Source organism: Collinsella sp. CLA-ER-H4 (assembly GCF_040092395.1).
GTDB lineage: Bacteria > Actinomycetota > Coriobacteriia > Coriobacteriales > Coriobacteriaceae > Collinsella.
Window position 1 is genome coordinate 15,682 of the sequence record NZ_JBBNLQ010000016.1, and the last position, 26,095, is coordinate 41,776.

General features: G+C 59.6%; 21 protein-coding genes and 1 tRNA gene. 14 read left to right on the forward strand and 8 right to left on the reverse strand.

From position 1 onward, the window contains the following. Positions 1–71: 71 nt before the first annotated feature. Entirely contained in the window at positions 72–1,055 is a 984-nt protein-coding gene (locus tag AAAX34_RS08785) for a DNA/RNA non-specific endonuclease (RefSeq protein ID WP_349110935.1), read from the reverse strand. A 476-nt stretch (positions 1,056–1,531) separates the two neighbouring features. Here AAAX34_RS08785 and AAAX34_RS08790 point away from each other — a divergent pair, with 476 nt between their 5' ends. Then, positions 1,532–3,226, forward strand: coding sequence for an ATP-binding protein (locus AAAX34_RS08790; protein WP_215693553.1), 1,695 nt, complete (start codon positions 1,532–1,534; stop codon positions 3,224–3,226). Positions 3,227–3,522: 296 nt separating this feature from the next. Here the strand turns inward: AAAX34_RS08790 and AAAX34_RS08795 are convergent, their stop codons facing one another. Further along, on the reverse strand, positions 3,523–4,401 hold the full coding sequence (locus tag AAAX34_RS08795; RefSeq protein WP_349110938.1) for an ATP-dependent sacrificial sulfur transferase LarE: 879 nt from the start codon (positions 4,399–4,401) through the stop codon (positions 3,523–3,525). Positions 4,402–4,574: 173 nt separating this feature from the next. On the opposite strand from AAAX34_RS08795, the gene AAAX34_RS08800 reads away from it, so the two are divergent. Then, entirely contained in the window at positions 4,575–5,225 is a 651-nt protein-coding gene (locus AAAX34_RS08800; protein WP_349110939.1) for an HAD family phosphatase, read from the forward strand. 113 nt (positions 5,226–5,338) lie between these two features. On the opposite strand, the gene AAAX34_RS08805 is transcribed toward AAAX34_RS08800, so the two are convergent. Next, entirely contained in the window at positions 5,339–6,448 is a 1,110-nt protein-coding gene (locus tag AAAX34_RS08805) for a LacI family DNA-binding transcriptional regulator (protein WP_022094247.1), read from the reverse strand. Positions 6,449–6,760: 312 nt separating this feature from the next. Here AAAX34_RS08805 and glmS point away from each other — a divergent pair, with 312 nt between their 5' ends. Beyond that, a complete protein-coding gene (glmS, locus tag AAAX34_RS08810; protein ID WP_022094248.1) occupies positions 6,761–8,608 on the forward strand; it encodes a glutamine--fructose-6-phosphate transaminase (isomerizing) in 1,848 nt (615 codons plus the stop codon). Between the two features lie 289 nt (positions 8,609–8,897). Here the strand turns inward: glmS and AAAX34_RS08815 are convergent, their stop codons facing one another. Continuing rightward, entirely contained in the window at positions 8,898–9,599 is a 702-nt protein-coding gene (locus AAAX34_RS08815; RefSeq protein WP_050766156.1) for a GntR family transcriptional regulator, read from the reverse strand. A 193-nt stretch (positions 9,600–9,792) separates the two neighbouring features. Here AAAX34_RS08815 and AAAX34_RS08820 point away from each other — a divergent pair, with 193 nt between their 5' ends. The 3 genes from AAAX34_RS08820 (at position 9,793) to AAAX34_RS08830 (ending at position 12,971) form a co-directional block, all read left to right on the forward strand. Continuing rightward, complete coding sequence (locus tag AAAX34_RS08820; protein WP_349110941.1) at positions 9,793–10,827, forward strand: YeiH family protein; 1,035 nt, start codon at positions 9,793–9,795, stop codon at positions 10,825–10,827. A 266-nt stretch (positions 10,828–11,093) separates the two neighbouring features. After that, on the forward strand, positions 11,094–12,311 hold the full coding sequence (locus AAAX34_RS08825) for a helix-turn-helix domain-containing protein (RefSeq protein ID WP_349110943.1): 1,218 nt from the start codon (positions 11,094–11,096) through the stop codon (positions 12,309–12,311). Between the two features lie 84 nt (positions 12,312–12,395). Continuing rightward, positions 12,396–12,971, forward strand: a complete 576-nt coding sequence (locus AAAX34_RS08830) for a hypothetical protein (protein ID WP_349110945.1) — start codon at positions 12,396–12,398, stop codon at positions 12,969–12,971. A gap of 55 nt (positions 12,972–13,026) precedes the next feature. On the opposite strand, the gene AAAX34_RS08835 is transcribed toward AAAX34_RS08830, so the two are convergent. Further along, a complete protein-coding gene (locus AAAX34_RS08835; protein WP_349110946.1) occupies positions 13,027–13,548 on the reverse strand; it encodes a nitroreductase family protein in 522 nt (173 codons plus the stop codon). Positions 13,549–13,842: 294 nt separating this feature from the next. Here AAAX34_RS08835 and AAAX34_RS08840 point away from each other — a divergent pair, with 294 nt between their 5' ends. The 4 genes from AAAX34_RS08840 to AAAX34_RS08855 all read left to right on the forward strand — a co-directional run bounded on the left by AAAX34_RS08840 (position 13,843) and on the right by AAAX34_RS08855 (position 18,547). Then, entirely contained in the window at positions 13,843–14,133 is a 291-nt protein-coding gene (locus AAAX34_RS08840) for a CDP-alcohol phosphatidyltransferase (RefSeq protein WP_349110948.1), read from the forward strand. A gap of 181 nt (positions 14,134–14,314) precedes the next feature. Beyond that, a complete protein-coding gene (locus AAAX34_RS08845; protein WP_349074763.1) occupies positions 14,315–14,815 on the forward strand; it encodes a MarR family winged helix-turn-helix transcriptional regulator in 501 nt (166 codons plus the stop codon). A 35-nt stretch (positions 14,816–14,850) separates the two neighbouring features. Further along, the gene (locus AAAX34_RS08850) at positions 14,851–16,539 is read left to right on the forward strand and encodes an ABC transporter ATP-binding protein (RefSeq protein ID WP_349110950.1); all 1,689 of its coding nucleotides are present in this window, start codon (positions 14,851–14,853) and stop codon (positions 16,537–16,539) included. Between the two features lies 1 nt (position 16,540). Then, entirely contained in the window at positions 16,541–18,547 is a 2,007-nt protein-coding gene (locus AAAX34_RS08855; RefSeq protein ID WP_349110952.1) for an ABC transporter ATP-binding protein, read from the forward strand. A gap of 105 nt (positions 18,548–18,652) precedes the next feature. Here AAAX34_RS08855 and cysE read toward each other — a convergent pair whose 3' ends face one another. Next, positions 18,653–19,357: a serine O-acetyltransferase gene (gene cysE, locus AAAX34_RS08860; RefSeq protein ID WP_349110954.1), complete on the reverse strand. Its 705-nt coding sequence runs from the start codon at positions 19,355–19,357 to the stop codon at positions 18,653–18,655. A 223-nt stretch (positions 19,358–19,580) separates the two neighbouring features. Between cysE and AAAX34_RS08865 the strand changes: the two genes are divergently transcribed. After that, positions 19,581–20,228, forward strand: coding sequence for a VTT domain-containing protein (locus tag AAAX34_RS08865; RefSeq protein ID WP_349110955.1), 648 nt, complete (start codon positions 19,581–19,583; stop codon positions 20,226–20,228). Positions 20,229–20,516: 288 nt separating this feature from the next. Further along, the gene (locus AAAX34_RS08870) at positions 20,517–21,569 is read left to right on the forward strand and encodes a branched-chain amino acid aminotransferase (protein WP_349110958.1); all 1,053 of its coding nucleotides are present in this window, start codon (positions 20,517–20,519) and stop codon (positions 21,567–21,569) included. A gap of 559 nt (positions 21,570–22,128) precedes the next feature. Here the strand turns inward: AAAX34_RS08870 and AAAX34_RS08875 are convergent. Next, on the reverse strand, positions 22,129–22,680 hold the full coding sequence (locus tag AAAX34_RS08875) for a LemA family protein (RefSeq protein WP_349110960.1): 552 nt from the start codon (positions 22,678–22,680) through the stop codon (positions 22,129–22,131). Between the two features lie 211 nt (positions 22,681–22,891). Here AAAX34_RS08875 and AAAX34_RS08880 point away from each other — a divergent pair, with 211 nt between their 5' ends. Continuing rightward, positions 22,892–23,476 (forward strand): TetR/AcrR family transcriptional regulator, encoded by a 585-nt coding sequence (locus AAAX34_RS08880; RefSeq protein WP_349110961.1) that lies wholly within the window; start codon positions 22,892–22,894, stop codon positions 23,474–23,476. Positions 23,477–23,479: 3 nt separating this feature from the next. Here the strand turns inward: AAAX34_RS08880 and AAAX34_RS08885 are convergent. Then, positions 23,480–23,569: transfer RNA gene (locus AAAX34_RS08885), tRNA-Ser, on the reverse strand. A gap of 51 nt (positions 23,570–23,620) precedes the next feature. On the opposite strand from AAAX34_RS08885, the gene tadA reads away from it, so the two are divergent. Continuing rightward, positions 23,621–25,402, forward strand: coding sequence for a tRNA adenosine(34) deaminase TadA (gene tadA, locus AAAX34_RS08890; protein WP_349110963.1), 1,782 nt, complete (start codon positions 23,621–23,623; stop codon positions 25,400–25,402). Positions 25,403–26,095 lie beyond the last annotated feature (693 nt).

A 26,095-nucleotide genomic window follows, 5' to 3' on the forward strand; every position in this document is an offset into this window, starting at 1 on the left:
CGGCCCTATTTGATCCTTTGGGACGGAGGAAAACGGATCATTTTTTTTGGTTACGGGCAGCGCGGCCGGCATTAGTCTCCGGATGCCTGGTTGCGGCCGGTGGCGTAGTCGATCTGCACGTGCGGCTGTAGGTTATAGCAGTACACGTGGAAGCACAGGGTCTTGCCGTGGTCCTCGACCGATTGCGCCTCAAGGCGCGCGCCGCGGCAGACAAGTTCCTCTTCGTTATACATGGGCGTGACGCGGTAGAGCACATGGTTGCCCGTGTCGCGGATGTAGCCGAGAATCTGCTCCTCAAACGGCAGCATGCCCGTTTCGTTGAGATAGCGCGTGCCGGTGAGGAGTTTTTTGCGGTTGGCGTTTTCGCCGCAGAGCGACCAGGCGATAAGGTGGCAGCGGTTGTAGAGGCTCTGGCCCGGAATAAAGTCGTAGCGCTGCTGGTGCCAACCGGCAGGATGGATACGCGAGATATCGCCGCGCTCGCCTTGACCGAGTGATTCGGGGCCCACGCAGGCGAGTGCTTTGCGGGTGCGGCCCAGGCTGTCGAGCTTGGAGAACTTCTTAAAGCAGCCCTCTTCGGTGGCGCGCTCGTATTCATCGAGCGTGAATGACGGTGTGCCGAGCGGGTGCGTGCTGTCGGCGCGAAGGGCAACGTAGGGGTTGCCGGCGTAGTCGGGAATGCTGCTGAGATAAACACCGCGCGCGCGGTTGAGGTCGGGGTTTTCGACCTCGTCGATGGGGGTGGCGGCACTGTCCGCGGAAACGTCGTCATCGGTGTCGGTCGCGGCGGAATCGGAGCCATCGCCAGAGTCCTGGCTGTTTTGAGGGTCCTCCGCGCTCGCCGTTCCCGATTCGAGCCGAGCGACCAGGTCCGCCTCGTCGTCGGTGCGGCTGGGACTTTCGTTTTGTTTCTCGGCCAGAGCTACCGCCCGCTCATCGCTTTGCGGCGACAGCAACTTGGGCGCTCCGTCGAGCGATCCCGTAAACAGCGCAAACCCGAGCACCACGGCGGTGCCGATGGAAAGTACTTGCTTGTAGGCGGGCTTGCGCGACATTGAGGCTCCTGGATGGACGGTTGGGAATCTACCAGTCTAGCAGGAGCCGGCAGGGGCCGTTCTATCGAACAAATACTCAAGATTTTGGGCAAACGCTGCTGGTTCATTTGCCTCATATGGAGCTGCAGCGGTTATGCATGCGGGGCTATTCGGAGTTTCCCCAGATAAAACCTACCAAAATAAACCTGTCCCTTTTTGGCAGGCTAATCGTGAGTTATTTCACCGCAACATAGGGTACGGTTAGGAAGTGTGCACCTTAAAGAGTGGAGCCCTTGATTAGAGAGATTGCGCTCGTCTCTCTAAATATCTCTTTAAAGAGAAGGTCAGTTAAAGAGATAACATTAGGAAATCTAGCAGTGAATTTGATGCATCTCTCTAAATTTCTCTCTAAAATAAGATGCCTATCTCTCTAAAGTTAGAGAGATATACTATACTTTAGAGAGATAAATCTATCGTTTTAGAGAGACGGAATTCCGATGCTGCTGGATGAACCTCTTGGCCTTATCGTTGAGCGCCTTCGCAGGCGGGGGACTGATGACGCATCGGTAGAAGTTAAAGCCTGCACGAATAAATTGAGCGCAGACGTATGGGAGACAGTGAGCGCTTTTGCGAACACTGCGGGTGGGCTCATTATTTTGGGCCTGAACGAAGCCGAAGGATTTGTTCCTTCGGCTAACTTTGCTATCGATAGGGTGCGCGATCAGTTTGTTTCGGGTATCGGAGACGGAGGCTCAGCGGCAGTGGTGACCCATGCGCCGCGGTACGAGCTTGATCGAGGCGAGGTCGACGGGCTCCAGGTGCTTCTGGTGCGCATCTTTGAACTTGAGCTTAAAGCGAAGCCTTGCTATATCGGCGCGCGCGGCGTGCAGAACGGTAGCTACAAGCGCGTGGATGATAAAGATATCAAGATGTCACCCGCTGAGCTATATGAGCTGCAGAGTGCGTTGCTTCCGAGCGATGCAGACGGCACGGTGGTTTCGGAGGCAACGGTCGAGGATTTGGATCCAGATGTCGTGCGGTCTATTATCGCAAATCGCCGGCTGCAGACCCCGCGCGTTTTGCGCGGGGCCGATACGCTGGAAAAGCAGCTGGTCAGACTCAATATCACTACAAAGGATGGTGCCGTGAAGCTCGCGGGGCTTCTGTCGGCGGGAATTTACCCCCAGCAGTTCTATCCCAAACTGATGATCGATGTCGCCGTTCATTCCGATGTGGAAAAATCTGCACCCGGGCAACCCCGGTTTATTGACCGCCAGTTGTGCGATGGCCCGATTCCGGCTTGCATCGAAGATGCCCTTGCCGCGATTGGACGAAACTTGCGCAAAGCGACGATAGTGCAAGGCGCCGGCAGAAGGGAGGATTGGGAAGTTCCCCAGGAGGTTTTGCGCGAGGCCTTGGCAAATGCCTGCATCCATCGAGAATATTCGCCCATGTTTGTGGGGCAGGCCGTGAGTGTCGATATCTATCCAGACAGAATAGAGATCAAAAACCCTGGCGGGCTTTGGGGCGGAAAGACGGTGGACAATCTTGCAGACGGGGAATCGCGCTGCCGAAACCCAAAGCTCATGAGCCTAATGGGGGCGACGCCGTTAGAGCATGCCGAGGGGGCCGTTGCGGAAAGCCAGGGATCTGGTATCCCGGCTATGATTCGCGAGATGGAGTCTCGTTCGCTTGGCAGGCCGAAATTTATCGTTAAGGCCGATTCGTTTACGGTGCTGCTTTCCCGGCACGGGGCGGAGCTTGCTGAAAACCGTACGTGGATTCAGAGTCATGTGGGCACCGAGCTGACGGATCGCGAGGAAACACTGCTCATGTTTATGCGGGAGCATAGGTGCGTATGCGATGTTCAAAAAATACGAGAGGCCCTGAAGTGGGATTCGGATGACATTCGCCTGATCTGCGGGGACCTTGTGGATAAACATGTCCTGTCAAAATGCGGCAAAGACACGTTTGAAATTATCGATATGAACAGAGAATCGTCAGCTTCGACGGCGGATAGGATCCTGGAGGCTCTCAGCGCCGAAGTGGATATGACGGCGCGAGAAATAGCGGTTGCATCGGGGGTCAGAATTTCGTCTGTCCGTTACCATCTGCCAAAAATGGCGGATAAAGGACTCATCGAAGTAATGGGCTCATCGACGAGCCGCAACCGCCGATATCGGAAGAAGTAGATGCAGCCGGGTCGCCTCTCTAGTGTCTCTCGAGGCCAGATGGGTGCTGGAGGGGCGATTGTCTTGCGATATTTCCCCGGATAAAACCTGCCAAAATAAACCTGTCCCTTTTTGGTAGGTCAGTTAACGCAGCCCAGGTTGAGCATATGCGAGCGAGCAGGCTCCGGGTGCGGTAAGGTGACGTGAAACAAGCGGGCGCTGACCTTTTGGTCGCGCCCGTGAAGTTGAACGTCAGATTGCCGTGCCCGGGGCCTGCGCAGCGCCGAGCAGTTACGCCGTTTGTAAAACGGCGTAACCTAAAGGTTCATGTTGCCGTGAATGTAGGGGGTGACCTCGGGGGAGATATGGTCGCAGCCCAACTCGCGCAGCGCGGACTCGATGGCGGCGGGCAGCGGGGTCTTGCTCTTGTCGTCGACGGCGGCACCGCCGAGGGTGGCAATCTTGGCGACATCTGCGGGTGCGGCTTCGATATGCATGCAGCCACCGATCAAGCGCGCGCGTACCTGTGCCAGATCAAGATCGTGCAGGTAATCCTCGCAGGCGCGGATTAAATCGACCTTCTCGCGCGTAAGCTCCTCGCCCGTGGGGACGCGGGTGGCAAGACATGCTCCCGCCGGCAGGTTCCAAACGGGATAGCCCCATGCGCGCAGCAGCTCGCGCTCTTCGTCCTTGGTAAAGCCGACCTCCATAAGGGGTGAGCGTACGCCGAGCTCTTCTGCCGCACGCATGCCGGGGCGGTAGTCACCGCGATCGCTTGCATTGCTGCCATCGATGACGGTGGGAAAGCCGAGCGACTTGGCGTGGTTGACGATGGCGGTAAAGCCGGCGTGCTTGCAGTGGTAGCAGCGATTAGCATCGTTGCAGGCTACTTGGGGGAGCTGCAGCTGATCCACCGAAAGATTGAGCACGGGGAGCTTAAAATGCGGCCCCTCATTGGCCTGCCCATCAACGGACTGCTCAAACGAAGCCTGCTCGGGCGTGCCGATGAGCGGCGTGGTGAGATGGACGAGAAGAGTATTGGTAGGCATGACGCGGGCGCATACGGCGGCCAAAAAGCTGCTGTCAACGCCGCCGGAAAACCCGATAGCCACGCGCCCGTATGCCAAAAGCAGCTGCTCGAGCGCCGATAGCTTGTCTTGAAGCTCCTCTACGGGTGCCGTGGTGTCTAAAATCATGAAACGTTCCTTATCGTTGAGTACTCGATCGAAAACTATAATCCTAATGCGTTACTTGCCATAAGACTTCTATCTGTGTAACGAAAGTGCAATATGGTATATACGTTATATACAAGTTGCCAAATGCGGTAGAGTTGCAGCAACGCGACAGCGAGAGTCGATGGGGGACCGATATGATCAAGGCTGTTATTTTTGACATGGATGGAACGCTGGTCGATACCGAGCGTTTGGGGATTAAGGCCTGGAAGGCAGGCGCCGCTGAGCTGGGGCTCGCGATTGATGAAGCGCTGATCCATCAGTTTATCGGCCGCACGCTGCCCGATGTTATGGACATCCTTGATGAGCATTACGGCAGCCATGAAACCACCGAGGCGATCTATCGTCGCCACAAGGAGATTCGCGACGAGATGGTCAAGACCGAACTGGAACTTAAGGCCGGTGCCGCCGAGTGCCTAGACGAGCTGCTGGCTGCGGGCTATCACGTGGGTCTAGCGACGTCGTCGCGCCTCGTTACGGCCGAGCGCAACCTTAAGATGGTCGGTCTTTTTGACAAGTTTGAAACGGTAACGTGTGGCGAGGACGTCGTGCACGGCAAGCCCGACCCCGAGATGTATCTGCTCGCCTGCGAGCGCGCGGGCTTTGCTCCCGAGGAATGTGCCGTGGTCGAGGATTCGCGCAATGGTTGCGTCTCGGGCATCACGGCCGGCTGCCACGTCTTTGCCGTCCCCGATATTGTGCCGCTGCCGCAGGACGTGGTGGATGGCTGCGAGGCCGTGCTCGATACGTTGTTCGACCTGGCGGCGGCAATCAAGACTGTGCGCTAGAAAATTGCGGCGTTGAAACGAGCGATTGCTCACGTTTGCGCTTAAGCAAAAGGGGTCCGGCAATGGTCGGGCCCCTTTTGCTTAAGCGGCGACTTAGCATACTCGCGGGCGTGCTATAGATACGCACCGAGGTTGATGGCCGTGGCGTCGGTCTGGCTGCTTGCCTGGGTGCTGGCGCGTTCCAGTAGGAACGGACGTACCAGTTCTTGGCGGTTGATATCCTCGGCGGCGACTGCGGTGACGGTACGCGCTGCGGAGCCGACACGGATATGCTTGATCTTTGCCGGGGCCTTGTTCTCGATTTGCTCCATCAGCAGTTGGACACCCTTGCGGCCAATCTCGTAGCCCGGGGGCGCTACCGTAGTGAGCGGGACCGATCCGCTCCAAGCGAGCGGGTTGCCGTCGCATCCGGCCACGCGTACTTGCCCGGGGACAGAGATGCCCTTGTCGACCAGTGCCGAAACGACGCCCGAGGCCAAAACATCGGTCAGGCCGACGACAAAATCGGGACGTTCGTCCGCGGGGCGCTCGGCGATTTGGGCACCGATGCCGTAGCCGTCGGCAGCGGTATTCCATTCGCCGGCGTCGATGACTTCGATCTTGATATCGGGGTGCAGGGCGAGCGCCTTATGAATGCCAAGGACGCGCAGGGTGAGCTGCATAAATGCTGCTCGGCCGACGACGACAATATGGTGCGCGCCGCGGGCGATAGCAAGTTCGGCAATGATGCGACCCTGGGCCTCGTTGTCGGCCGCTACGTAGTAGCCGGGCTCGGAGCAATGGATGTCCAGATGGACGATCGGCACGGGCATCTTGGTCATGGCGGGGTGCCAGTCGGGGGATGCCATGGGCTGAACCATGACGCCGGACATCTGGGTGCCCATGAAGTAGCGCAGGTAATGGTCCTCGAGAATATCGTCGTTATCGGCGTTGGCGATGAGCAAGTCGTAGCCGTGCTTGCGGGCCTCGTTGTGGGCGCCGCTGGCGATTTGGAGCGAAAAGCCGTGATCGAGACGGGGGAGCACCAGGCCAAAGGACTTGGTGGCGCCGCCCGCGAGCTGACGGGCGCTTTGGTTGGGCAGGTAGCCAAGGCGATTGATGGTCTCGTTGATGAGCTTGAGGGTCTCGGGGCGCAGCTTTTCGGGGTGGTTGAGCGCGTTGGAAACCGTGCCCAACGAAACCCCGGCCTCGCGCGCGACGTCGCTGATTTTTACCTTTGCCATAGCGGCCCCTTTGATGCGTTTCAAGTACAAGCCAGATTGTAGCATCCCAAACCTTCCAAAAAGGGACAGGTTTATTTTGGCAGGTTTTATCTGGGGAAACGCTGTTGCCAGCGCGACCACCACGAAGGGGGCAGGTACCTTTGTGGTGGTTTGGACCGGCTGGACGTGTGTGCATCGAGTGGTATCTAAGTTGAGATACCACTTCTGGTATATCAGCTTGCGTTTGCGTGAGTACAATACTCGAACGTTGTACGTCTCAGCGCCCTTTGTGCGTGGACGTCTTGCAGTCACGCGAACGAAGGGATTTATCTTATGTGCGGAATCGTCGGCTACACCGGCTCTGATATTGCAAAGAACATCCTGGTCACGGGCCTCAAGCGTATGGAGTATCGCGGCTATGACTCCTCGGGCGTCGCGCTCGAGGTGGGCGAGGGCGCCGCGGCGCACCTCGACGTCATCCGCCGCGTGGGCAAGGTCGCGGGCTTGGAGAGCGAGCTTTCCAACATCGACAGCGACGCTACCTGCGGTATCGGCCACACCCGTTGGGCCACCCACGGCAAGCCCTCCGTCGTTAACGCTCACCCCCACACCAGCTGCGACGGTCGTATCGCCATCGTCCACAACGGCATCATCGAGAACTTCGCCGAGCTGCGCGAAGAGCTGGAGGGTCGCGGCCACCACTTTAAGAGCGAGACCGATACCGAGGTCTTCGCGCATCTGATCGAAGAGGCTTATGCCGAGACGCACGACCTGATGGCCTCCGTGCGCGAGGCGTGCACCCACGTGGTCGGTGCCTATGGTCTGGCCGCCGTGTGCGCTGACGAGCCCGGCGTGATCGCCGTGGCCCGCAAGGATTCCCCGATCGTGGTCGGCGCGGGCGAGACCGGCTCCTATGTTGCTTCCGATGTCATCGCGCTTATCGACGCCACCCGCGATGTCGTGGTGCTCGAGGACGGTCAGTTTGCAAAGCTCACGCCCGCAGGCGTCGAGTACACCGACGAGACCGGTAATGTGATTGAGCCCAAGGTCACCCATATCGACTGGGATCTGGACATGGCCGAAAAGGGTGGCTACCCCGACTTTATGCTCAAGGAGATTCATGAGCAGCCTCGTGTCGTACGCGATACCCTGGTGGGCCGCATGACGCCTGCTGGCGAGCTCGATATTGACGAGCTGGGCCTTTCGCTCGAGGAGCTCAACGATATCGACCGCGTCTACGTGATCGCCTGCGGCACCAGCTACCACGCCGGTCTCATTGCCAAGAACCTTATCGAGGGCTGGGCTCGCATCCCCACTGAGGTTGAGGCGGCCAGCGAGTTCCGTTATCGCAACCCCATCATTACGCCGACGACGCTCGTCGTTGCCGTGTCCCAGTCGGGCGAGACGGCCGATACCCTTGCTGCCATTCGCGACGCGCGCATCAAGGGTGCCAAGGTCTTCGGCATCACCAACGTGGTGGGTAGCCCCGTGGCGCGTGAGAGCGACGGCGTAATCTACACCAAGGCCAACAAGGAGATCGCGGTCGCCTCGACCAAGAGCTTTATCGGCCAGGTCGTGAGCCTCACGCTTTTGGCCCTGCTACTGGCGCAGGTCAAGTACCGCTTGACCACCAAGCAGGCGCGCATGCTGTTCCGCGAGCTTTCCGATACGGCCGAGCAGATCCAGTGGATTTTGGATACCCAAACCGAGGCCGTTCATGAGGCTGCCCTGCTGTGCAAGGACGCGCAGTCGGCGCTGTTCGTGGGCCGTGGCATGGGTGCCGCTATTTCCTACGAGGGCGCGCTCAAGCTCAAAGAGGTCAGCTACCTGCACGCCGAGGCCTACGCCGCCGGCGAGATGAAGCACGGCCCCATTGCCTTGATCGACCCGGGCTTCCCTGTCATCGCCGTGGCCACCAAGAGTGCCACCTACGACAAGACCGTGTCGAACCTCATGGAGTGCAAGGCGCGCGGCGCCAAGGTCATCGTCGTTGCTACCGAGGGCGACGAGGAAATCAACAAGATTGCCGACTGCATCATTCGCGTGCCGGCCGTCCGCGACGTGTTCAGCCCCATCACGGCGAGCGTCCCGCTGCAGCTGCTCGCCCGCGAGGTTGCCATCCTGCGCGGCTGCGACGTCGACCAGCCCCGTAACCTGGCCAAGAGCGTCACGGTAGAGTAGCGGATGTTCCGGCGTTTTGCCAAACGCCGGAACTGCTTGACGCTGCGCGTGCCGCATTCACGCCAATCTGACGTTCAATTTCGAGGGCGCGACCAGAAGGTCAGCGCCCTCTCATTTCACGTCACCTTGGCGCAAATGCGGCCCGCTCGCTGCTGGCGACTGACATCGAGCGACCCGTTGTTGGCGCGCTGTAACGACTAAGGCCCGGCTCCGCATCAAGACGGAGCCGAGCTTTTTTGCATTTGACCAGATAAAACCTGCCAAAATGAACCTGTCCCTTTTTGGCAGGTTAGCGGAGCTTGCTGGTCTCGAAGTACTCGGGGAACTGGTCCAGAACCTCGGTCTGGTTGCGGAACATCATATGCAGGTGCTTGCTGACCAAAAAGCTCGCTTCGATGGGGTCGCGACCGGCGATAGCGCGGCGAATCTGCTTGTGCTCGTTCACGATGTCCTGATTGTCGAGAACCTGCGTGGCGGCGCGCAGCCAGCGGAAGCGCTCCAGGTCGGCATTGGTCTCTTCGAGCCACGACCACACGGTGCTGCGACATGCGATGCTAAAAATCATGTGATGCATGAGGTTGTCGCTCAAAAAGAAGCCGATGCGATCCTCTTCGGCCATGGCCTTTTCCTGCAGCACGATGGCGCGGTCGAGCTGCTCGATGCCGGCCGACGTGGCGCGCGCACAGCATTCCACGATTACCTGCTTTTCCAGATGTTCGCGGATGTAACAGGCACTCTCGGCAAGGGTGAGGTTGATGGGTGAGACGTAGGTGCCGCTTTGGGGCACGGTGCGCACCAGGCCTTCCTGCGCCAGACGCACCAGTGCCTCGCGCACAGGGGTGCGCCCCATATCCAGGTCGTCGCAAAGTTGCTTGACGCCCAGCTTTTCGCCCGGCTTGTAGTCCAGGTAGACGATTTTGCGTCGAATGGTGTGGTAGGACTGGTCCTGTAGGCTCGTTTCCTGCTCGCCGACGTGCATCGATTCTTCCATAGCGCCTCGCAACTGTTCTATCAAACTCATATGTCAGTTGTTAATTATGCCGCGAATCAGCTCTCCGCGGTGGGTAATTCGGCTGTTGCCCGAGAACTATTGCGGCATCTTAGTCTGTGTTTGCGCAAGGCTGCGCTCAATGTTGCCGTATCATAAGCCGTCGCAAACGTGAAATAGAAAGAAGGAGTCCCATATGCAACTGGCAAATATCGTACGCGAGCGCTGGAAAGGCGTCTTGTTCTGCCTGATCATCGCTATCCCCGCGACGTTGCTCGGCAAACAGATTGAGGTGGTCGGTGGGCCGGTATTTGCCATCCTCTTTGGCATGGTCCTGGCACTCGTCTTTCCCAAGAATCGTCGCGAACAGCTCGCCGCCGGCGTCACCTATACGTCCAAAAAAGTCTTGCAGTACGCGGTTATCCTGCTTGGCTTTGGCATGAACCTCTCCCAGATTCTGTCCAAGGGCGCCCAGTCGCTGCCGATTATCGTGGCGACAATTTCGACCTCGCTTGTCATCGCCTTTGTGCTCTGCCGCGTCATGAACGTGCCGGGCAAGATCGCGACGCTTGTGGGTGTGGGTTCGTCGATTTGCGGCGGTTCTGCCATCGCCGCGACCGCACCCGTCATCGATGCCGACGATCGCGAGATTGCCCAGGCCATTTCGGTCATCTTCCTGTTTAACGTTATCGCGGCGCTCGTGTTTCCGACGCTCGGCGGCATGCTCGGGCTGACCAACGAGGGCTTTGGCCTGTTTGCCGGCACCGCCATCAACGACACCTCGTCCGTAACGGCTGCGGCGAGTGCCTGGGACAGTATGCATCCCGGCGCCAATGTGCTCGAGAGCGCCACAGTGGTCAAGCTCACCAGGACGCTGGCCATCATTCCCATCACGCTGGCGCTTGCTTGCTGGCAGATGCATCTGGCGCGCAAGGCCGGCGGCGACGCCAAAAGCACGTTCTCCCTCAAACGCGCGTTTCCCATGTTTGTGCTGTTCTTTGTGCTGGCGAGCGTGATCACCACGGTGTTTCAGCTTCCTGTGTCCATCACGGCGCCCATCAAGGAGCTGTCAAAGTTCTTTATCGTGATGGCCATGGCGGCTATTGGTTTTAATACCGATATCGTCGAGCTGGTCAAAAAGGGCGGCAAGCCCATCGCATTGGGCTTTTGCTGCTGGATTGGCATTGCGTGCATGAGTTTGGGAATGCAACACGTGCTGGGAATCTGGTAGAGAAGTAGCTTATTTGCGTGCTGCGTGCTGGCGAGCGCATTCTCACGGTGGAGCGATAGGAGCTCTTGCGGGTATGGCTTGTCCGCAGGTTTATAAGTCCCGAAGAGCTCTTATCGCCCCGCCAGGATGGCGATGCGGGGCAACACCTATACTCGCAGGACGGCGTTTTCTGCCCTATAGTGTTTGGTGAGCAATATCGTTCAATTTTGAAACACTCGGTCGTGCGACCGTCGGCGGTTGCACGTCGCCGCGGACAGGGGCAAATCATGGATAGCGATGCCAAACTGAACATCTTGACCGATGCCCTAGCTGCTGCCGGGGCCTCGGCATTGGCAATCGATGCGCGTGGGGACGTCGCGATCTCGACCATGAATGACGCGGCGCTTGAGCGGGATGTGGCGACTTTTGTTGCCGAACGCCTCGACCGTATAGGAGACGGCGCGCGTCTTGTTATGGGGCGTGCGGGTACGCGCCTGAGCCTGACCGTTCGCCCCACCGACAAAGAGGGCGGGGGCCTTTGGGCCGTCGTGGTCCGCGAGGTGCGCGGTGCCGCGGCGCATGCGGGCGTCGAGTGGCTCAACGCCGACGAAGTTGAGGCCCGCTACGAATCGAGCGCGTACGGCATCGTTGAGGGTGCCGCTGCGGTGGCTGCACCAGTTGCCGAGAGCTACGCGCGCGGTGTGCCCCTTATGCTCGAGGGTGAGCTGGGAGCGGGCCAGGTCGAGATCGCCAAGCGCCTCTATCTGGACGGTCCTTTTGCCGATCAGCCCTTTGTTTCCGTTGCGCTCGATGAACTCACCGATCGCGGTTGGCGCCATATGCTCAAAAGCTCCGAATCGCCGCTGTTCCAAACGGGGCTGACCCTTTGCATTGAGGGCTGGAACGCGGTTGGCCCCCAGCGCCTCCGCGAGCTCGTTTCCACGATGGCCGACACCGCGTTGGCGACGCGCTGCCATGTGGTGCTGACGGCGAATGACATGCCGGGCGGCAGCGAAAGTGATCAAGCCGCCTTTGTGACCGAGCGCTTCGCCTGTGCGGTGAGCGTGGCGCCGGCAATCGCCGAGCAGGGAGCCGCGTCGACGAAGGTTGCGCGCTATTTGGAATATCTCGCTGATGCATTTGGGACGGCAGCGCCCACGCTGTCTGCCGCGGCGACGAAGACGCTCGATGCTTACCGCTGGCCGCGCAATTATCTGCAGCTCCGCGAGGTCTCGGAACGACTGTATATATTGGTGGGGGCGGGCACGGTGGACCGCGCTGTAGCGGAGGAAGTGCTCGCCCAAGAGGATGTGATTAAGACCGCAACCTTTGGCGCCCCGACGCTCGAAAGTGACCTGTATATCCTGCGACCGCTGGCCGATACCGAGCGAGATATCGCGCATCTGGTTGTAGACCATCTCCACGGCAACCGAACCCGTGCGGCGGAGGTGCTGGGCATAAGCCGTACAACGCTGTGGCGCTTGCTGAAAGACGATGACCGTTGAGCGAGGCGCCCGTGACCGCGCGCGACGCGTGTGCTACAGTCCAAAGCGTTATTGTTTCGATTTGGTTACGGCGTGCGAGGGCATATGGCTGAGACTTCAAAACCGAGCCGCAGAAGGCGGAGCGCCGCGCCGGTTAACCGACGCACGACATCGGTGACGTGGGGCAAACACGCCTCGGGGTTTGATGGCTCGTTCAAGCGCACTAAATACGGCTATCCTTCGGCAAGCGCCCGCTTGGCAATGCAGGCAGAGTCCTCGCTGTGGGGCCGCAAACGCGTGGTGGGCTCAAAGCTCAAGCACGACGGAACGCTCGGTTACATCAGCCGCGGGGCGGCTCGCCGCAGCGGGCTCAATCCCGCCGGCTGGCATCGCTACGTGCCGATCGTGGCCGCCGTTGCAGTGATCGTCATCGCGCTCGCTGCGCTCGGATATGCCGGCGGTGGCGCCAACTTGGACGCAGTGTTTAAATCGCCCGAGCTCGCGCATGCAGGCACAGAAGTTATCGAGGGCGCTCAGACCCAGACGGGTGTCGCGCCCCAGCGCGGTATCGTCGCGGCGGCCTCCACCATCGCCGATGCGCAAAAGGACGAGGACGAACAGGGCGATGGCGCCGAAACGGCCCAGACGGACGAAACGACGACAACTCAAATATCAACATAGCTTGCCGGCAGAAGGGGACGTTCCTTTTCTGCCGGCAGTTTGGGACACTCCTGCGCTACTTGACGTATACCACGTTGTCGAGGCGGGGTTTGGGCTCGGGTAGCGTGTCCTCGGCATAGCCCAGAATGCAGTGACCGACGCCGCGCAGGCTGCCGTCGGCGGGCAGGCCCCAGCTGGCCAGCAGCTCCAGGCCCTCGGGCGAGTCAAAGACCTCATGCGCGCGGTGAATCCAGCACGAATCGACGCCCAGCGCATAAGCGGCGTTGAGCAAGTTGCCCATGGCGAGCGAGCCGTCTTCCAGATGTGTGGGCACGCTGCGGTCAACCAGCACCACCACAACGGTCTTGGCGCCATAGAAGGGGTCGCTGTTGCTGCCCATGACTTGCGCGTTGAGCTGCGAGAGACGCTCGACGGTCGCGGGGTCGGTGACGGCGACAAACGTCACCGGCTGGCGGCCCATGCCGCTCGGTGCATATTGGCCGGCTTCGATAATACGTGCAAGCTTTTCGGCCTCGACGGGACGATCGCTGTAGTTGCGGCAGCTGCGGCGGTGAATGAGTGCTTCGATAGTCTCCATGGTGTCTCCTTGCGGTGGCGTTGCAGATGCCCCGTTCATACCCGTCGGGCTCAAACGATAGACGGTCAATTGCCCGGCCAAAAGGATAGATTCCAATTGGGAAAGTAGGTTTGCATAAAAGTACCTTCAGAATGTGACAAACAAATGGGATGGTTAAACGTTTTATCCCGTCTACCCTGCGGTTTTTTACCACTTGCCTAAATGACGAACGCATAACCTCTGATAAAGGTTTTACTAAAGGAGTACCAACGTTTATCAATGCGCCGTGGTGGCGCCGGGCCAGGAGGTAACATCATGTTCCAGGCTGGAGATGTCGTCGAGACCGATTTCGAAGGATTTCTGAAGCTGCTGCGTTCCAAGACGCGCGCTTTCGTGTCGATCAACGATCACGAGTACTACATCACGCACACCGATGGCTATTGGCGTGTTCAGGATTGCGAGGCCCTCAACGACAAGGGCCGCTTTACTGACTGTTCTGAGTTGGTCAACACGGTCTGCGAGGTCGTCGAGCTGCCGTGGATTGCCGGCAAGAGCCTGCATGACAGCTTCTCGGGCGCTACGGTCTATGAGGCCGTCGCCGCTTAACAGGCAATAAAACCCGATTTTCACGTGACCGCTGGCGCCGCCCCCGCGCCGGCGGTCTTTTTCTGCCGATAGGCCATAAAAGTGCACGCATTTGCGGAGAGGCTGTTGACGATAGTCAAAACTCGGACTAATCTAGAGACATAAAATTGGTCAAAAATCGGACAATCGAATGGTGGGATAGATGAATGGTGCGGTTAAACTGGTCGACTTCGACCGGTTGCTCAATGGACTCGACCATATCTATTCGGAGTTCTCGCGTGCCTGCGGCCTTTCGGACTGCGCCTATTGGATGCTCGTCGACACCAGCACGGCGGGCGGCAGTATTGCCGTAAGCCGTCTGACAAGCGAATGGTTCTACAGCAAGCAGACCATCAACTCGGCAATTAAAACCTTGACGGCGCGGGGCTTCGCAACGTTGGAGTTTGCCGAAGGCAGCCGTAAGAACAAGGTTGTGAGCCTGACCGAAGAGGGCAGGCGATTTGCCGAGCGTTATGCGCTGCCGGCACTCAAGGCCGAGCAGCGAGCCTTTGGCGCGCTTGAGCCATGTGAGCAGCGCGAGATTATGCGCTTGATCGGCAAATTCTCTCAGGTGCTCGGCGATGAGTGCGATGCCTTTAAGCAGCATATCGCTGCCGAGAGCCAAGCCGAGAATCAAGGTGAGGGGGAGTCGTGCGACTGTTAATGAGGTTTCTAAAGCCATATCGAGGGCTTGTCGCAGTGACACTGCTGGTGCTGCTGGTGGATAACGTCGGTACGCTGTTGGTTCCCACGATGCTGGCGAACATGGTCAACACCGGTATTACCACGGGCGATGTCGACTACATTTTACGCAACGGCCTATACATGTTTATCGCGACCAGCATGGCTAGCGGCGGCACGGTGCTGGGCTGCTATCTTTCGGCGCGCCTGGCCGCCAACGTGGCTTGCGATATCCGCAATGCCGTGTACGACAAATCGCTCGAGCTCGCGGCCAGCGATTTTGAGCGCTTTGGCACCGGATCGATGATCACGCGCTCGCTCAACGACATCAACGTGATTCAGCAGGCGATTCTGCAGACCATTCAGCTGGTGCTGCCGGTGCCGTTCTTGGCTGTGGCGGGCATCATCTTCGCCTGGTTTATCGATCCTGCCATGGGCACACTTCTGGGCGTAGTCGTTGCGATTGTGCTGGTGGCGGCGGTCTTTACGGTTGCCAACGCGGCTCCGATCTTTATGCGCTTGCAGAGCTTTATCGACCGCATGAACGTGGTGCTGCGCGAAAACATCGTGGGCGTGCGCGTCATCCGCGCGTTTAACAAGGAGCGCCATGAGGAGCAGCGCCTAGACGAGGTGTTTAGCGATTACGCGGCCAACGCCATTAAGGTCAACCACCTGTTTGTGGGGCTCGACAGTTCCAGCTTCTTTTTGATGAACATCGCCGAGGTGGCGGTGCTGTGGGTGGGCGGCAACCGCGTAGGCGCCCACGCCATGCAGATTGCGAGCATCTCTGCGGTGCTGGAGTATGCAATCCTGATCCTGTTCTTTGTGATGATGGCGCAGATGGTGGTGCTAACGCTGCCACGCGCCGCGGCATGCCTAAGCCGTGCGCAGCAAGTGCTGGAGATTGAGCCGAGCATCGTCGATGGCCAGCGTACGCTGGGTGACGGGGCGCGCGAGCCCCAAGACGAAGCCGATGCGGTGGCCGTGTTCGACCACATGTCGTTTCGCTTTGACGATGCCGACGAGGACACCCTGTGCGACCTGAGCTTTGCCTGCCGTCGCGGTCAGACGACTGCGATCGTTGGCTCGACAGGCTCGGGCAAATCGACGGTGGCAAAGCTTCTGCTGCGCTTCCACGATGCCACCAAGGGCTCCATTCGCCTGAATGGTGTGGACCTGCGCGAGCTTACGCAAGACGAAATCCGCGGGCGCATTGCCTATGTTCCGCAGAAGGCGTGGCTGTTCTCGGGCACGGTGGCGAGCAACCTTCGCTTTGGTAACGAAGGCGCGACCGAGGGCGACATGCTTCACGCGCTTGAGGTTGCCCAGAGCACCTTTGTACTCGACCAACCGCAGGGGCTCGATACCCCGGTGGCGCAGGGCGGTACGAACTTTTCGGGCGGCCAGCGCCAGCGTTTGGCAATCGCCCGTGCGCTCATGAAGCATGCCGATCTATATATCTTCGATGACAGTTTTTCGGCCCTGGACTTTAAGACCGATGCCGCCCTGCGTCATGCGTTGCAAGACGAGACGCGTGACGCTGCGGTGCTCATCATCGCGCAGCGCATCTCGACGATCTTGCACGCCGACCAGATCGTCGTGCTCAAGGATGGCGAGGTTGTGGGTCTGGGCACGCATGGCGAGCTTATGGAAACCTGCGAGGTGTACCGCGCCATCGCGGAATCGCAGATGAAGGGAGGTGAGTAGCATGACCGAGGAGCTCAAGAAGCAGGGCGGCGTTGATGACGCCGCTGCCGCGGGACTGGTCGAGGAAACGGCTGCCGCGTCGACCGAGCTGGATGACGCCGCCAAGGCTGCAGCCGAGCGCGAGGCTCGCCGCCAAGCGCTCTACGAGGAAAACGAGCGCGCCGAGGACGAGCGCGCCCGCGCCGAGGCAGAGCGTATGCGCGACGTGGACGACGAAGACGAGGACGAGACGCCTCGGGATACCTGGGCGACGGTGCGCCGCCTGTGGAGTGAGGCTGCCGGCGACCACTGGCGCTTCTATATCGTGTTCGCGAGCATTGTGTTCTATGTCATCTTTAACACTGCCGCGCCGGCATATAGCGCCCGCGTGATCGATGAGCTGTGGGGCCACATTCAGGTAGCGTTTGCCAACGACACCACTTTCAGCATCACCTGGGAGAACTGCGGCAAGACCATTTTCGTCTACTTTATGATCTGGACTGCCGCTGCCTCGTTCTATGCGCTCCAGAGCTTTTTGATGTCGAGCGTGGCCGAACGCCTCAACCTGCGTCTACGCAACCGCATCGCACAAAAGCTCAACCGTCTGCCGCTTGCCTATTTTGACGCGCATCGTCCCGGCGAGGTCGTCAGCCGTGCGACCAACGACTTGGACAAGATGTCCGAGAGCATGCAGCGCGGCTTGCTGCAGCTTCTGGTGTCGATCGGTACCATGGTGGGCGCCGTGAGCGTGATGTTCGTGTTTAGCGTGCCGCTCACGCTCGTCTTTTTGTTCTTTACGGCACTGTCGCTGCTGGTGACGAAGGTCGTCTCGCGCCGCACACACGATGTGACGGGTGAGCGCCAGGAGTGGGTGTCCAAGATTACGAGTGCGGTCGAGGAAGGCTATTCGGGCCGTCTGGTGATCCGCGCGTTTAACCGCGAACGTCAGAGCTCCGCTGAGGTGCACGAGGCTTCGAAGGAACTGGCTCGTGTGAGCACCAAGGCCGACTTTATGATCAATGCTGTCGGCCCCGCGGTGCGCTTTATCGGCCGTTTGGCGCAGATCGTTATTGCGCTTGTGGGCTGCAGCATGCTGGTTGCCGGTCACATGACCGTCGGCGTGTTCCAGGCGTTCTTCCAGTTTATCTACGAGGCGTCCGAGCCCATGACGCAGTTGTCGTTTACCTTCAACTCGCTGCAGAGTGCGCTGGCGAGTGCAGAGCGCGTGTTCGACCTGCTCGATGAGCCCGAGATGGAGGCCGATCCGCTGCCGGACAAGGCCGCCAAGCTGCCGGGTCGCGTGGAGGGCCGCGTCTCCTTTGAGCATGTGCGCTTTGGTTATTCGCCCGACAAGCCGCTTATGCGCGACGTGTCGTTTACCGCCGAGCCGGGCCAGAAGATTGCCGTGGTGGGAACCACGGGCGCAGGCAAGACGACGCTCATCAACCTGCTCATGCGCTTCTACGAGATTGACGGCGGGCGTATTACGCTCGACGGCGTGGATACGAGCCGCATGGACCGCGGCGAGCTACGGCAGCAGTTTGGCATGGTGCTGCAGGACGCCTGGCTGTTCGATGGCACGATTGCCGAAAACATCGCCTACGGCTGTCCCGAGGCGACGCGCGACGAGATCGTGGCCGCCGCTCGTGCCGCGCAGGTCGACTTCTTTGTGCGCACCATGCCGCAGGGCTACGACACGCGCGTGGCCAACGATGCCGAAAGCATCAGCCAGGGCCAGCGTCAGCTGCTGACCATCGCACGCGTGCTGCTCAACAACCCGGCGATTCTCATCCTGGACGAGGCGACCTCAAGCGTGGACACGCGTACCGAGCTTGCCATCGGCCGTGCCATGGATGCGCTTATGCGCGGGCGCACGAGCTTTGTGATCGCACACCGCCTGTCGACGATTGTGGATGCCGACCTGATCTTGGTCATGGATCACGGCAACATTATCGAGCAGGGCACGCATAAGGAGCTGCTGGCTGCCGAGGGTGCCTACGCCGACCTCTATCTGAGCCAGTTCGCATAATGTGACAAAGGGACAGTCCCACATGTCGCATCAACGCAAAGGCGCGCCGGGGATGAATTCCCTGGCGCGCCTTTGCGTTGATGCGGGCTTGTGCCGTTCGCAGCCCTAGCGTTCGTCCGCGAGCTTGGCGACGAGGGCCTTGAGCTCGGCCACCTCTCGCTCGAGCTCCTTGACGCGGCGGGCATTCTCGGTGATGCCTTGACGGTTGAGCGCGGATTGCTCGGCGGCATCGTCGGGCATGTACTCGCGATGCTGCTTGGCATCGAAGCTCTCCTCGAACACGCGGCAGCCGTTGCGCTTGATGATGCGTCCCGGCACGCCAACAACGGTGCAGTTGTCGGGCACGTCCTTAACGACGACCGAGTTGCCGCCGATCTTGACGTTGTTGCCGATGCGGATGTTGCCGAGCACCTTGGCGCCCGTGCCCACGGTGACGTTATCGCCGAGCGTTGGGTGGCGTTTGCCGGTCTCGTTGCCGGTGCCGCCGAGCGTAACGCCCTGGTAAAGCACACAGTTGTCGCCCACAATGGTGGTCTCGCCGATGACGACGCCCATGGCGTGGTCGATAAAGAAGTGCTTACCGATCTGTGCGGCGGGATGAATCTCGACGCCGGTGATATGACGGGTGATTTGCGAGAGCACGCGGGCGAGCGAGCGATGTCCATGCTCCCACAGCCAGTGCTCGGGCACGTGGTTCCACTTGGCGTGCAGGCCAGGATAGGAAAGGAAGATGACCAGACCGTTTTGCGCGGCGGGGTCCTGCGCTTGGACGGTCTTGATGTCCTCGCGAATGGTATTGATAAAGCTCACCGGCCGCCCTCCCTTAGCGCCATGGCAATGCGATTCAATAAAGTATAGCGATTCGCTAGGGATTAGGAAGGACAATCTTGGCGGCATTGCGCGACAGGTGTCAGTTATGCAAACTTGCTGGTAATGGAGTCATGCTTTTGTGGGGTTGCGCACGAGGGGACGCCGCAACCGTATACTGGTCAACTTGGACGTATCCGCGCCCACAACTGAGAGGTTTTACTTCATGGGTTTCATTAATTTTATCGCCGAGCTGCTCAAAGATCCGCGCACCGCGATTGCCAGCTGGATCGCCGCCGGCCCGCTTATGGCCTACGGCTGCGTGTTCCTGATCATCTTTATCGAGACGGGCGTGGTGTTCTTCCCGTTCCTTCCCGGCGATTCACTGCTGTTCGCCTCGGGTTTCTTTGCCCACAATGGCGGCTTTAACATCGTGGCGCTTCTGGCTACCGCATGGGCCGCTGCCATTTTGGGCGATCAGTGCAATTTTATGATCGGTCACTTCTTTGGCAAAAAGATCATCGCTTCGGGCAAGGTTAAGGCCATGACGCCCGAGCGCATCAAAAAGTCCGAGGACTTCTTGGACAAGTGGGGTCACCTGGCCATCTTCCTGGGTCGCTTCTTCCCGTTTATCCGCACCTTTGTGCCCTTTATCGCTGGCATGGGCGGCATGCACTGGCGCAACTTTGTCATCTACAACGTACTGGGTGGTATTACCTGGTCAACGCTCTTTACACTGCTGGGCTACTTCTTTGGTGGCATTCCCTTTGTGCAGGAGCACTTTGAGTTGCTGATTGTTGGCATCGTTGCCGTGTCGATCATTCCGACTGTGGTCGGTCTGGTTAAGGCTAAGCTGGGCAAAAAGAACGCGTAACTCGAGCCAGCGCGCAAACCGTGCAGTCAAGGCCCGTCACCGCTTGCGGTGGCGGGCCTCTTTACTTCGGTCAAATGAAAATACTTTAGTTAGTTAAAGAAAAACGTTTTATCCGACGCGCGTGCGGAGTACAATCTCGTGCATGCGAATCGACGTGCCATCGGCTTTGATGCTGTTCGCGTGTCCCGTCCGGCTCTGCGCTCCGGGCGTGCGACGTTGCGACGCGGCCGGCCTCGGTCCTTGCGTGCGGGTTCGCGAGTTTGCAACTGTGTATGTAAGGAGCGGCATATGACTGTCGAGAAGAAGGATATCGATTGGGGTAGCCTCGGCTTTGGCTACATGAAGACCGATTACAGCTACGAGGCCCATTGGAAGGATGGCGAGTGGGACGAGGGCGGCCTGACCACCGACCACACCCTGCACGTCTCCGAGTGCGGCGGCATCTTCCATTACTGCCAGGAGGTCTTTGAGGGCCTGAAGACCTACACCGCCGAGGACGGCAGCATCGTCTGCTTCCGCCCCGACATGAATGCCGAGCGCATGTACAACTCTGCGCAGCGCCTCGAGATGCCCCCGTTCCCCAAGGACAAGTTCGTTGAGGCCGTCAAGCAGGTCGTTTCTGCCAACGCCGCCTGGGTTCCGCCCTTCGGTTCCGGCGCGACCCTGTACGTGCGTCCGTTTATGATCGGCTCCGGTGACGTGATCGGCGTGGCTCCCGCTCCTGAGTACACGTTCCGCATTCTCGTGACCCCGGTCGGTCCGTACTTTAAGGGTGGCCTCAAGCCCGTTAAGCTGCGCGTTTCCGAGTACGACCGTGCCGCACCGCACGGCACCGGCAATATCAAGGCCGGCCTGAACTACGCCATGTCCCTCAAGCCCACGATGGAGGCCCATCGCGAGGGCTATGCCGAGAACCTGTATCTCGACTCCGAGTCCCGCACCTATGTCGAGGAGACCGGCGGCGCCAACGTCCTGTTCGTGAAGGAGGACGGCACCCTTGTCGTTCCTCAGTCGCACACCGACTCCATCCTGCCCTCTATCACCCGTCGTTCGCTTGTTCAGGTTGCTCAGGACCTGGGCATGACCGTTGACCAGCGTCCCGTCGAGTGGGCCGAGGTCAAGGCCGGCACCTTTGTGGAGTGCGGCCTGTGCGGCACCGCTGCCGTTATTTCCCCGGTCGGCGAGATCGACAACAAGGTTTACGGCGCCGACGAGACCGTGACCTTCCCGGCTGGCTACACCGAGATTGGCCCTGTGATGAAGAAGCTTCGCGAGACCCTGACTGGTATCCAGTCCGGTGCTGTCGAGGATAAGCACAACTGGGTTTACACCGTCGCGTAATTTGTCTTACCTATCCGGGCAGAGAACAAGTTCCCTCCCGGCGCGTCCTCGGACATGCAAGAAGCCCTCGCTGCGCACTTCGTGCGGCGAGGGCTTCTTGCGTCCTGCGGAGTGCGCCGGGAGGGAACTTGTTCTCTGCCCTGCGGGTTCGGCGATGTCACAACGGGCAATGATTAATCTGAATAAAGATGGTGCGCGGCCTTTTAGGCCGCGCTTTTGCTTTGCTTCACGCCATGTGGGGGTGGTGGCGACGTGCATTTTTGCGAGTATTCTGCAATCGCAGGCCCCTGCATACCGCCCTCGGGCGAAAAATCGGGATTTCTCGATGTTTTCTACGAATGATGGGTGGGGTTATGGGCTGACAGCGTTTGGTTTGCAGGGATATTCGCGGTCTTTGGCATTTGCCGTGGCGCCCGAAGCTCTTGGTTATGTTGAATACTCCTAAAAATGCACGACGCTTAGAGGGGGACCTTCGCGAAAAAGGAAACCGCCCCGTCGAAGTATGCATTCGACGGGGCGGTTTATGCATTTGGCCGATTAAGGATGCGCTGCCAAACTACTAGAACTTGACGGTCGGGGCCTGGCGGGCTGCTTCGGCGGCCTCGAAGCCCTGGCGCTCCTTAAACTGGAAGATGCCGGCAAAGATGACAGCCGGGAACGTTTGAATGGCGTTGTTGTAGCTGAGCACGCAGTCGTTGTAGCTCTGGCGTGCATAGATAATCTTGTTCTCGGTATCCTCGAGCGATGCCTGCAGCTGCGTAAAGTTGGTGTTTGCCTTAAGATCGGGATAGGCCTCGGCTACGGCGAAGAGCTGGCGCAGCGCACCGGTCAGCACGTTGTCGGCTTCCATCTTGGCTTCGGGCGTGGTGGCCTTGACGGCGGTGTTACGCGCGCTGATCACGGCGGAGAGCGTCTCCTGCTCGTGCTTGGCGTAGCCCTTGACGGTCTCGACCAGGTTGGGGATCAGGTCGTTTCGACGCTGCAGCTGCGTATCGATGTTCTGCCAGGCGTTATCGATGCGGTTACGCTTGGTGACCATGTTGTTGTAGATGCCGGCGATGGCGCAGACAATCACAATGACAACAACGATGCCGATGATGACGGTAATCATGATGTCTCCGTTTCGAATGGCCGCGGCGGCATGCGCCAGCTGCCGTTGGTATAACGCTACTAGTATACCCGCAACGTTTTGTCGTGCCGAACTTTCCGGTAAGCGTTGTGTTTTCGTCGGGGTCGGCACCGGGGCAAAGCGCGCGAGGTACAGGTGTAAGATATGCGACAGATTGACGAGTGTTGTCTTTGCCCTGAGGATGGCGATACCAGTGGACCTTCGCATCAAGAAAACCTACCGCGCCCTGTTCGATGCCTTTACCGAGCTTCTCGAGGAGCATCGTTTTGAGGACCTGACGGTTGCCATGCTGTGCGACCGCGCCATGATTCGCCGCACGACGTTCTACAAGCACTTTCGCGACAAGAACGATTACTTTGCCTTTTATATCGATGAGCTCATGTCGGGCTTGCCGCAAAAACAGCCCGATGAGGCCGGCGCGGTATCTGTCGAGGACGTGCGCGCGCTTCGGCACGCGATTTTGGACGATGCCATGGATTTGATTCTGGCGCACGAGCGGCTCATGGATAACATTTTGGCAAGCAGCATGTCGGGCATGTTGACCAATGTTATTTGCGACCGCATTGCCCGCTCCATCCGCGAGCGTGTGATGAACGTGCTTGCCGAGGATGCCCTGGCCCCCGTGTCACTCGAGACGACGTCTGAGTTTGTCGCCGGCGGTATTATTCGACTTTTCACGATATGGTGGGAATCGCGCCACGATCTTGAGCGTCGACCTGAGATAGCCGACGTGGTCGATGCACTGTTTGAGCGGACCATGACGCCGGTGCATCACTAGGAGTGGCGGAGAGAGGGGGATTCGAACCCCCGGAACGCTCTCGCGCTCAACGGTTTTCAAGACCGCCGCATTCAACCGCTCTGCCATCTCTCCGTGAGTCGTAATGATAGCATCGTTTTGAATTTGCAACAGGGAAGGCGAACGATGACGATCACCGAAATCGACGAGAAGTTCATGCGTGAGGCGCTGGCGGAGGCTCGCGCCGCTGCTGCGGTGGGCGAGGTACCGATTGGTGCCGTGGTGGTGCGCGACGGTGAGATCGTCGCGAGGGCGCACAATCGGCGCGAGCTCGATCAGGATCCTTCGGCTCATGCCGAGTTTGCGGCCGTGTGCGCCGCTGCCCAGGCGCTTGGCCGCTGGCGCCTTTCCGATTGCACGGCCTACGTGACGCTCGAGCCATGCTGCATGTGTGCGGGGCTTATGGTTAACGCGCGCGTGGGGCGCTGCGTGTATGGCGCGCGTGACGCCAAGGCGGGCGCGCTGGGATCCCTGTATGACCTCAATGCCGACTCGCGCCTGAATCATCGCTTTAACGTGACGGCTGGGGTCCTGGCGGATGAATGCCGCGAGCTGCTGAGTAGCTATTTTGGCGGTCTGCGCGGAGCGGGCGGCGCTGATTGCGGTTGTGGGGCCGATCTTGAGGCGCATGCCGCTCATGCCGAGGCGCTTGCAGGTGCCGGTGAGGATGTTGGCACGGCGGTTGACTTTGGTCCTGCGTGCCGCCGGCCCCGCCGTGTGCTGCTGGCGATTGATTCCTTTAAGGGCAGCGTGTCGAGTGCGCAGGCGGAGGCGGCGGTTGCCGAAGGCGTGCGTCGCGTTTGGCCCGATGCCGAGGTGCGCGCATTGCCGCTGGCAGATGGTGGCGAGGGAACGCTCGATGCCGTTGCCGCGTGCGGCGGTGAGATTGTGACCTGCGAGGTGGCAGGTCCCTTGGGCGACCGCGTGTCTGCCCGGATGCTGGTTGATGTCGAGCGCAAGTCCGCGGTCATCGAGATGGCCGAGGCGGCGGGTATTGGGTATTCGAGTTGTACGGAGTCGGCGGCGTTGGCGGCTTCGACCTATGGCGTGGGCGAGCTTATGCTTCGCGCAGTTCGCACGGGCGCAAGGACACTCTATATTGGTCTGGGCGGCAGTGCCACCAACGACGGTGGCGCCGGCATGCTGCAGGCGCTGGGCGCGCGCGTGGTCGATGATCAGGGATGCGATGTCGCCCCCGGTCTTGCGGGCCTTGAACACGTGGCGAGCGTTGATTTGGCGCCAGCGCTTCGGGCGCTGAACGGCGCGCGTGTCGTGGTGCTTTCTGATGTCGAGAACCCACTCGTGGGGCGCCGCGGTGCGCTGGCAGTGTTCGGTGGACAGAAGGGTCTGCCGGCGGATGATGCCGAGGCGCTGGGCAAGTACGACAGCTGGATGGTCGGCTACGGCCGCCTGCTCGATGCGGCAATTACCGGGGCGCGGGCTCAGGGATTGTTGCGCCTGCCCGAGGGTGCGCGGACATTTTGCTCGGTGCTCGGAGTGCCCGGCGCGGGCGCTGCCGGTGGCTTGGGCGCGGCGTTGCTGGCGCTCGGTGCGGAGCTGCGCTCGGGTGTGGAGACGGTGCTCGATCTCGTGGGGTTTGACGAGCGCGTGCGCGATGTCGACCTGGTCATAACGGGCGAGGGCAATATGGATGAGCAGTCCGCCGCCGGTAAGGCGCCGGTGGGTGTGGCCCGTCGTGCGAAGCGATATGGCAAGCCGGTGATTGCTGTCGTGGGCGGTCGCGCTGATAACCTGGATGCGGTGTGTGTGCAGGGCATCGACTTGGTGCTTCCGATCTGCCGCAAGCCCATGGACCTGGAGCAAGCGCTTAATCCGCAGGAAGCCACCACCAACCTTATCTGCGCTGGCGAAGCAGCCGCTCGATCCTACGACCTTGGCCGTATCTAAAACCTATCTCTTTATAAGTTGCGGTGGAATAGTTCCTGTTTGGCGGCTCAGACAGCAAAAACAGGAACTATTCCACCGCAGCTTCGAGAATGGCCATTCGAGGTTGGCTGCCTTGGGCCTTGGATCGGACCGTTTGCCACGAAACGTGGCCATCTACTACGTTAAACCGGCCACCCTCGACCATCCCGGAATTTGCAAAAACAAAACCGCAGGTAGAAAGCTTGCCGATTTTCGAAAAAGCCGGCTATGGTTGACCCCTGCGGCCTAAACGTAGTGGATAGGTCCTTTTCGTGGCGCAGCGTCAGACCAGTCTTTTTGGGGCGGGGTTATTTTGACTACATGCCGATCTGATTGCCCAAGTAGTCAAAATAGCCCCGTCCCAAACTAGCTACTTTGTGGGATGTGGGGGATAAAGATTGCCGGTCGATTTGTCCTACTGGGGTATGTCGATGGCGCGAGTGGTTCGATTTTGAGCCTGAGTGGCAACCCGAGGCGAAATTTCGGGTCACCCAAATTGCTACAATTTTAAGCATATAGCGATGTCCTGCCTTGCGTTTCTGCGCGGGGGGGGGTGTTCCTATAGTTTTGTCAACTGGGAAATGCTCTTCGTGCGACCGAATCGCGGCATGCTGACGCCAAGCCATTAGGCCGGTGGGCTTCAGTCTGCTCGGTGCGTTTCGGCTAGGCTGCGTA

Coding starts and splice junctions, on each gene's coding strand:
- AAAX34_RS08785 (WP_349110935.1), bottom strand. CDS start 1,055: ATGTCGCGCAAGCCCGCCTACAAGCAAGTACTTTCCATCGGCACCGCC.
- AAAX34_RS08790 (WP_215693553.1), top strand. CDS start 1,532: ATGCTGCTGGATGAACCTCTTGGCCTTATCGTTGAGCGCCTTCGCAGG.
- AAAX34_RS08795 (WP_349110938.1), bottom strand. CDS start 4,401: ATGATTTTAGACACCACGGCACCCGTAGAGGAGCTTCAAGACAAGCTA.
- AAAX34_RS08800 (WP_349110939.1), top strand. CDS start 4,575: ATGATCAAGGCTGTTATTTTTGACATGGATGGAACGCTGGTCGATACC.
- AAAX34_RS08805 (WP_022094247.1), bottom strand. CDS start 6,448: ATGGCAAAGGTAAAAATCAGCGACGTCGCGCGCGAGGCCGGGGTTTCG.
- glmS (WP_022094248.1), top strand. CDS start 6,761: ATGTGCGGAATCGTCGGCTACACCGGCTCTGATATTGCAAAGAACATC.
- AAAX34_RS08815 (WP_050766156.1), bottom strand. CDS start 9,599: ATGGAAGAATCGATGCACGTCGGCGAGCAGGAAACGAGCCTACAGGAC.
- AAAX34_RS08820 (WP_349110941.1), top strand. CDS start 9,793: ATGCAACTGGCAAATATCGTACGCGAGCGCTGGAAAGGCGTCTTGTTC.
- AAAX34_RS08825 (WP_349110943.1), top strand. CDS start 11,094: ATGGATAGCGATGCCAAACTGAACATCTTGACCGATGCCCTAGCTGCT.
- AAAX34_RS08830 (WP_349110945.1), top strand. CDS start 12,396: ATGGCTGAGACTTCAAAACCGAGCCGCAGAAGGCGGAGCGCCGCGCCG.
- AAAX34_RS08835 (WP_349110946.1), bottom strand. CDS start 13,548: ATGGAGACTATCGAAGCACTCATTCACCGCCGCAGCTGCCGCAACTAC.
- AAAX34_RS08840 (WP_349110948.1), top strand. CDS start 13,843: ATGTTCCAGGCTGGAGATGTCGTCGAGACCGATTTCGAAGGATTTCTG.
- AAAX34_RS08845 (WP_349074763.1), top strand. CDS start 14,315: ATGAATGGTGCGGTTAAACTGGTCGACTTCGACCGGTTGCTCAATGGA.
- AAAX34_RS08855 (WP_349110952.1), top strand. CDS start 16,541: ATGACCGAGGAGCTCAAGAAGCAGGGCGGCGTTGATGACGCCGCTGCC.
- AAAX34_RS08865 (WP_349110955.1), top strand. CDS start 19,581: ATGGGTTTCATTAATTTTATCGCCGAGCTGCTCAAAGATCCGCGCACC.
- AAAX34_RS08870 (WP_349110958.1), top strand. CDS start 20,517: ATGACTGTCGAGAAGAAGGATATCGATTGGGGTAGCCTCGGCTTTGGC.
- AAAX34_RS08875 (WP_349110960.1), bottom strand. CDS start 22,680: ATGATTACCGTCATCATCGGCATCGTTGTTGTCATTGTGATTGTCTGC.
- tadA (WP_349110963.1), top strand. CDS start 23,621: ATGACGATCACCGAAATCGACGAGAAGTTCATGCGTGAGGCGCTGGCG.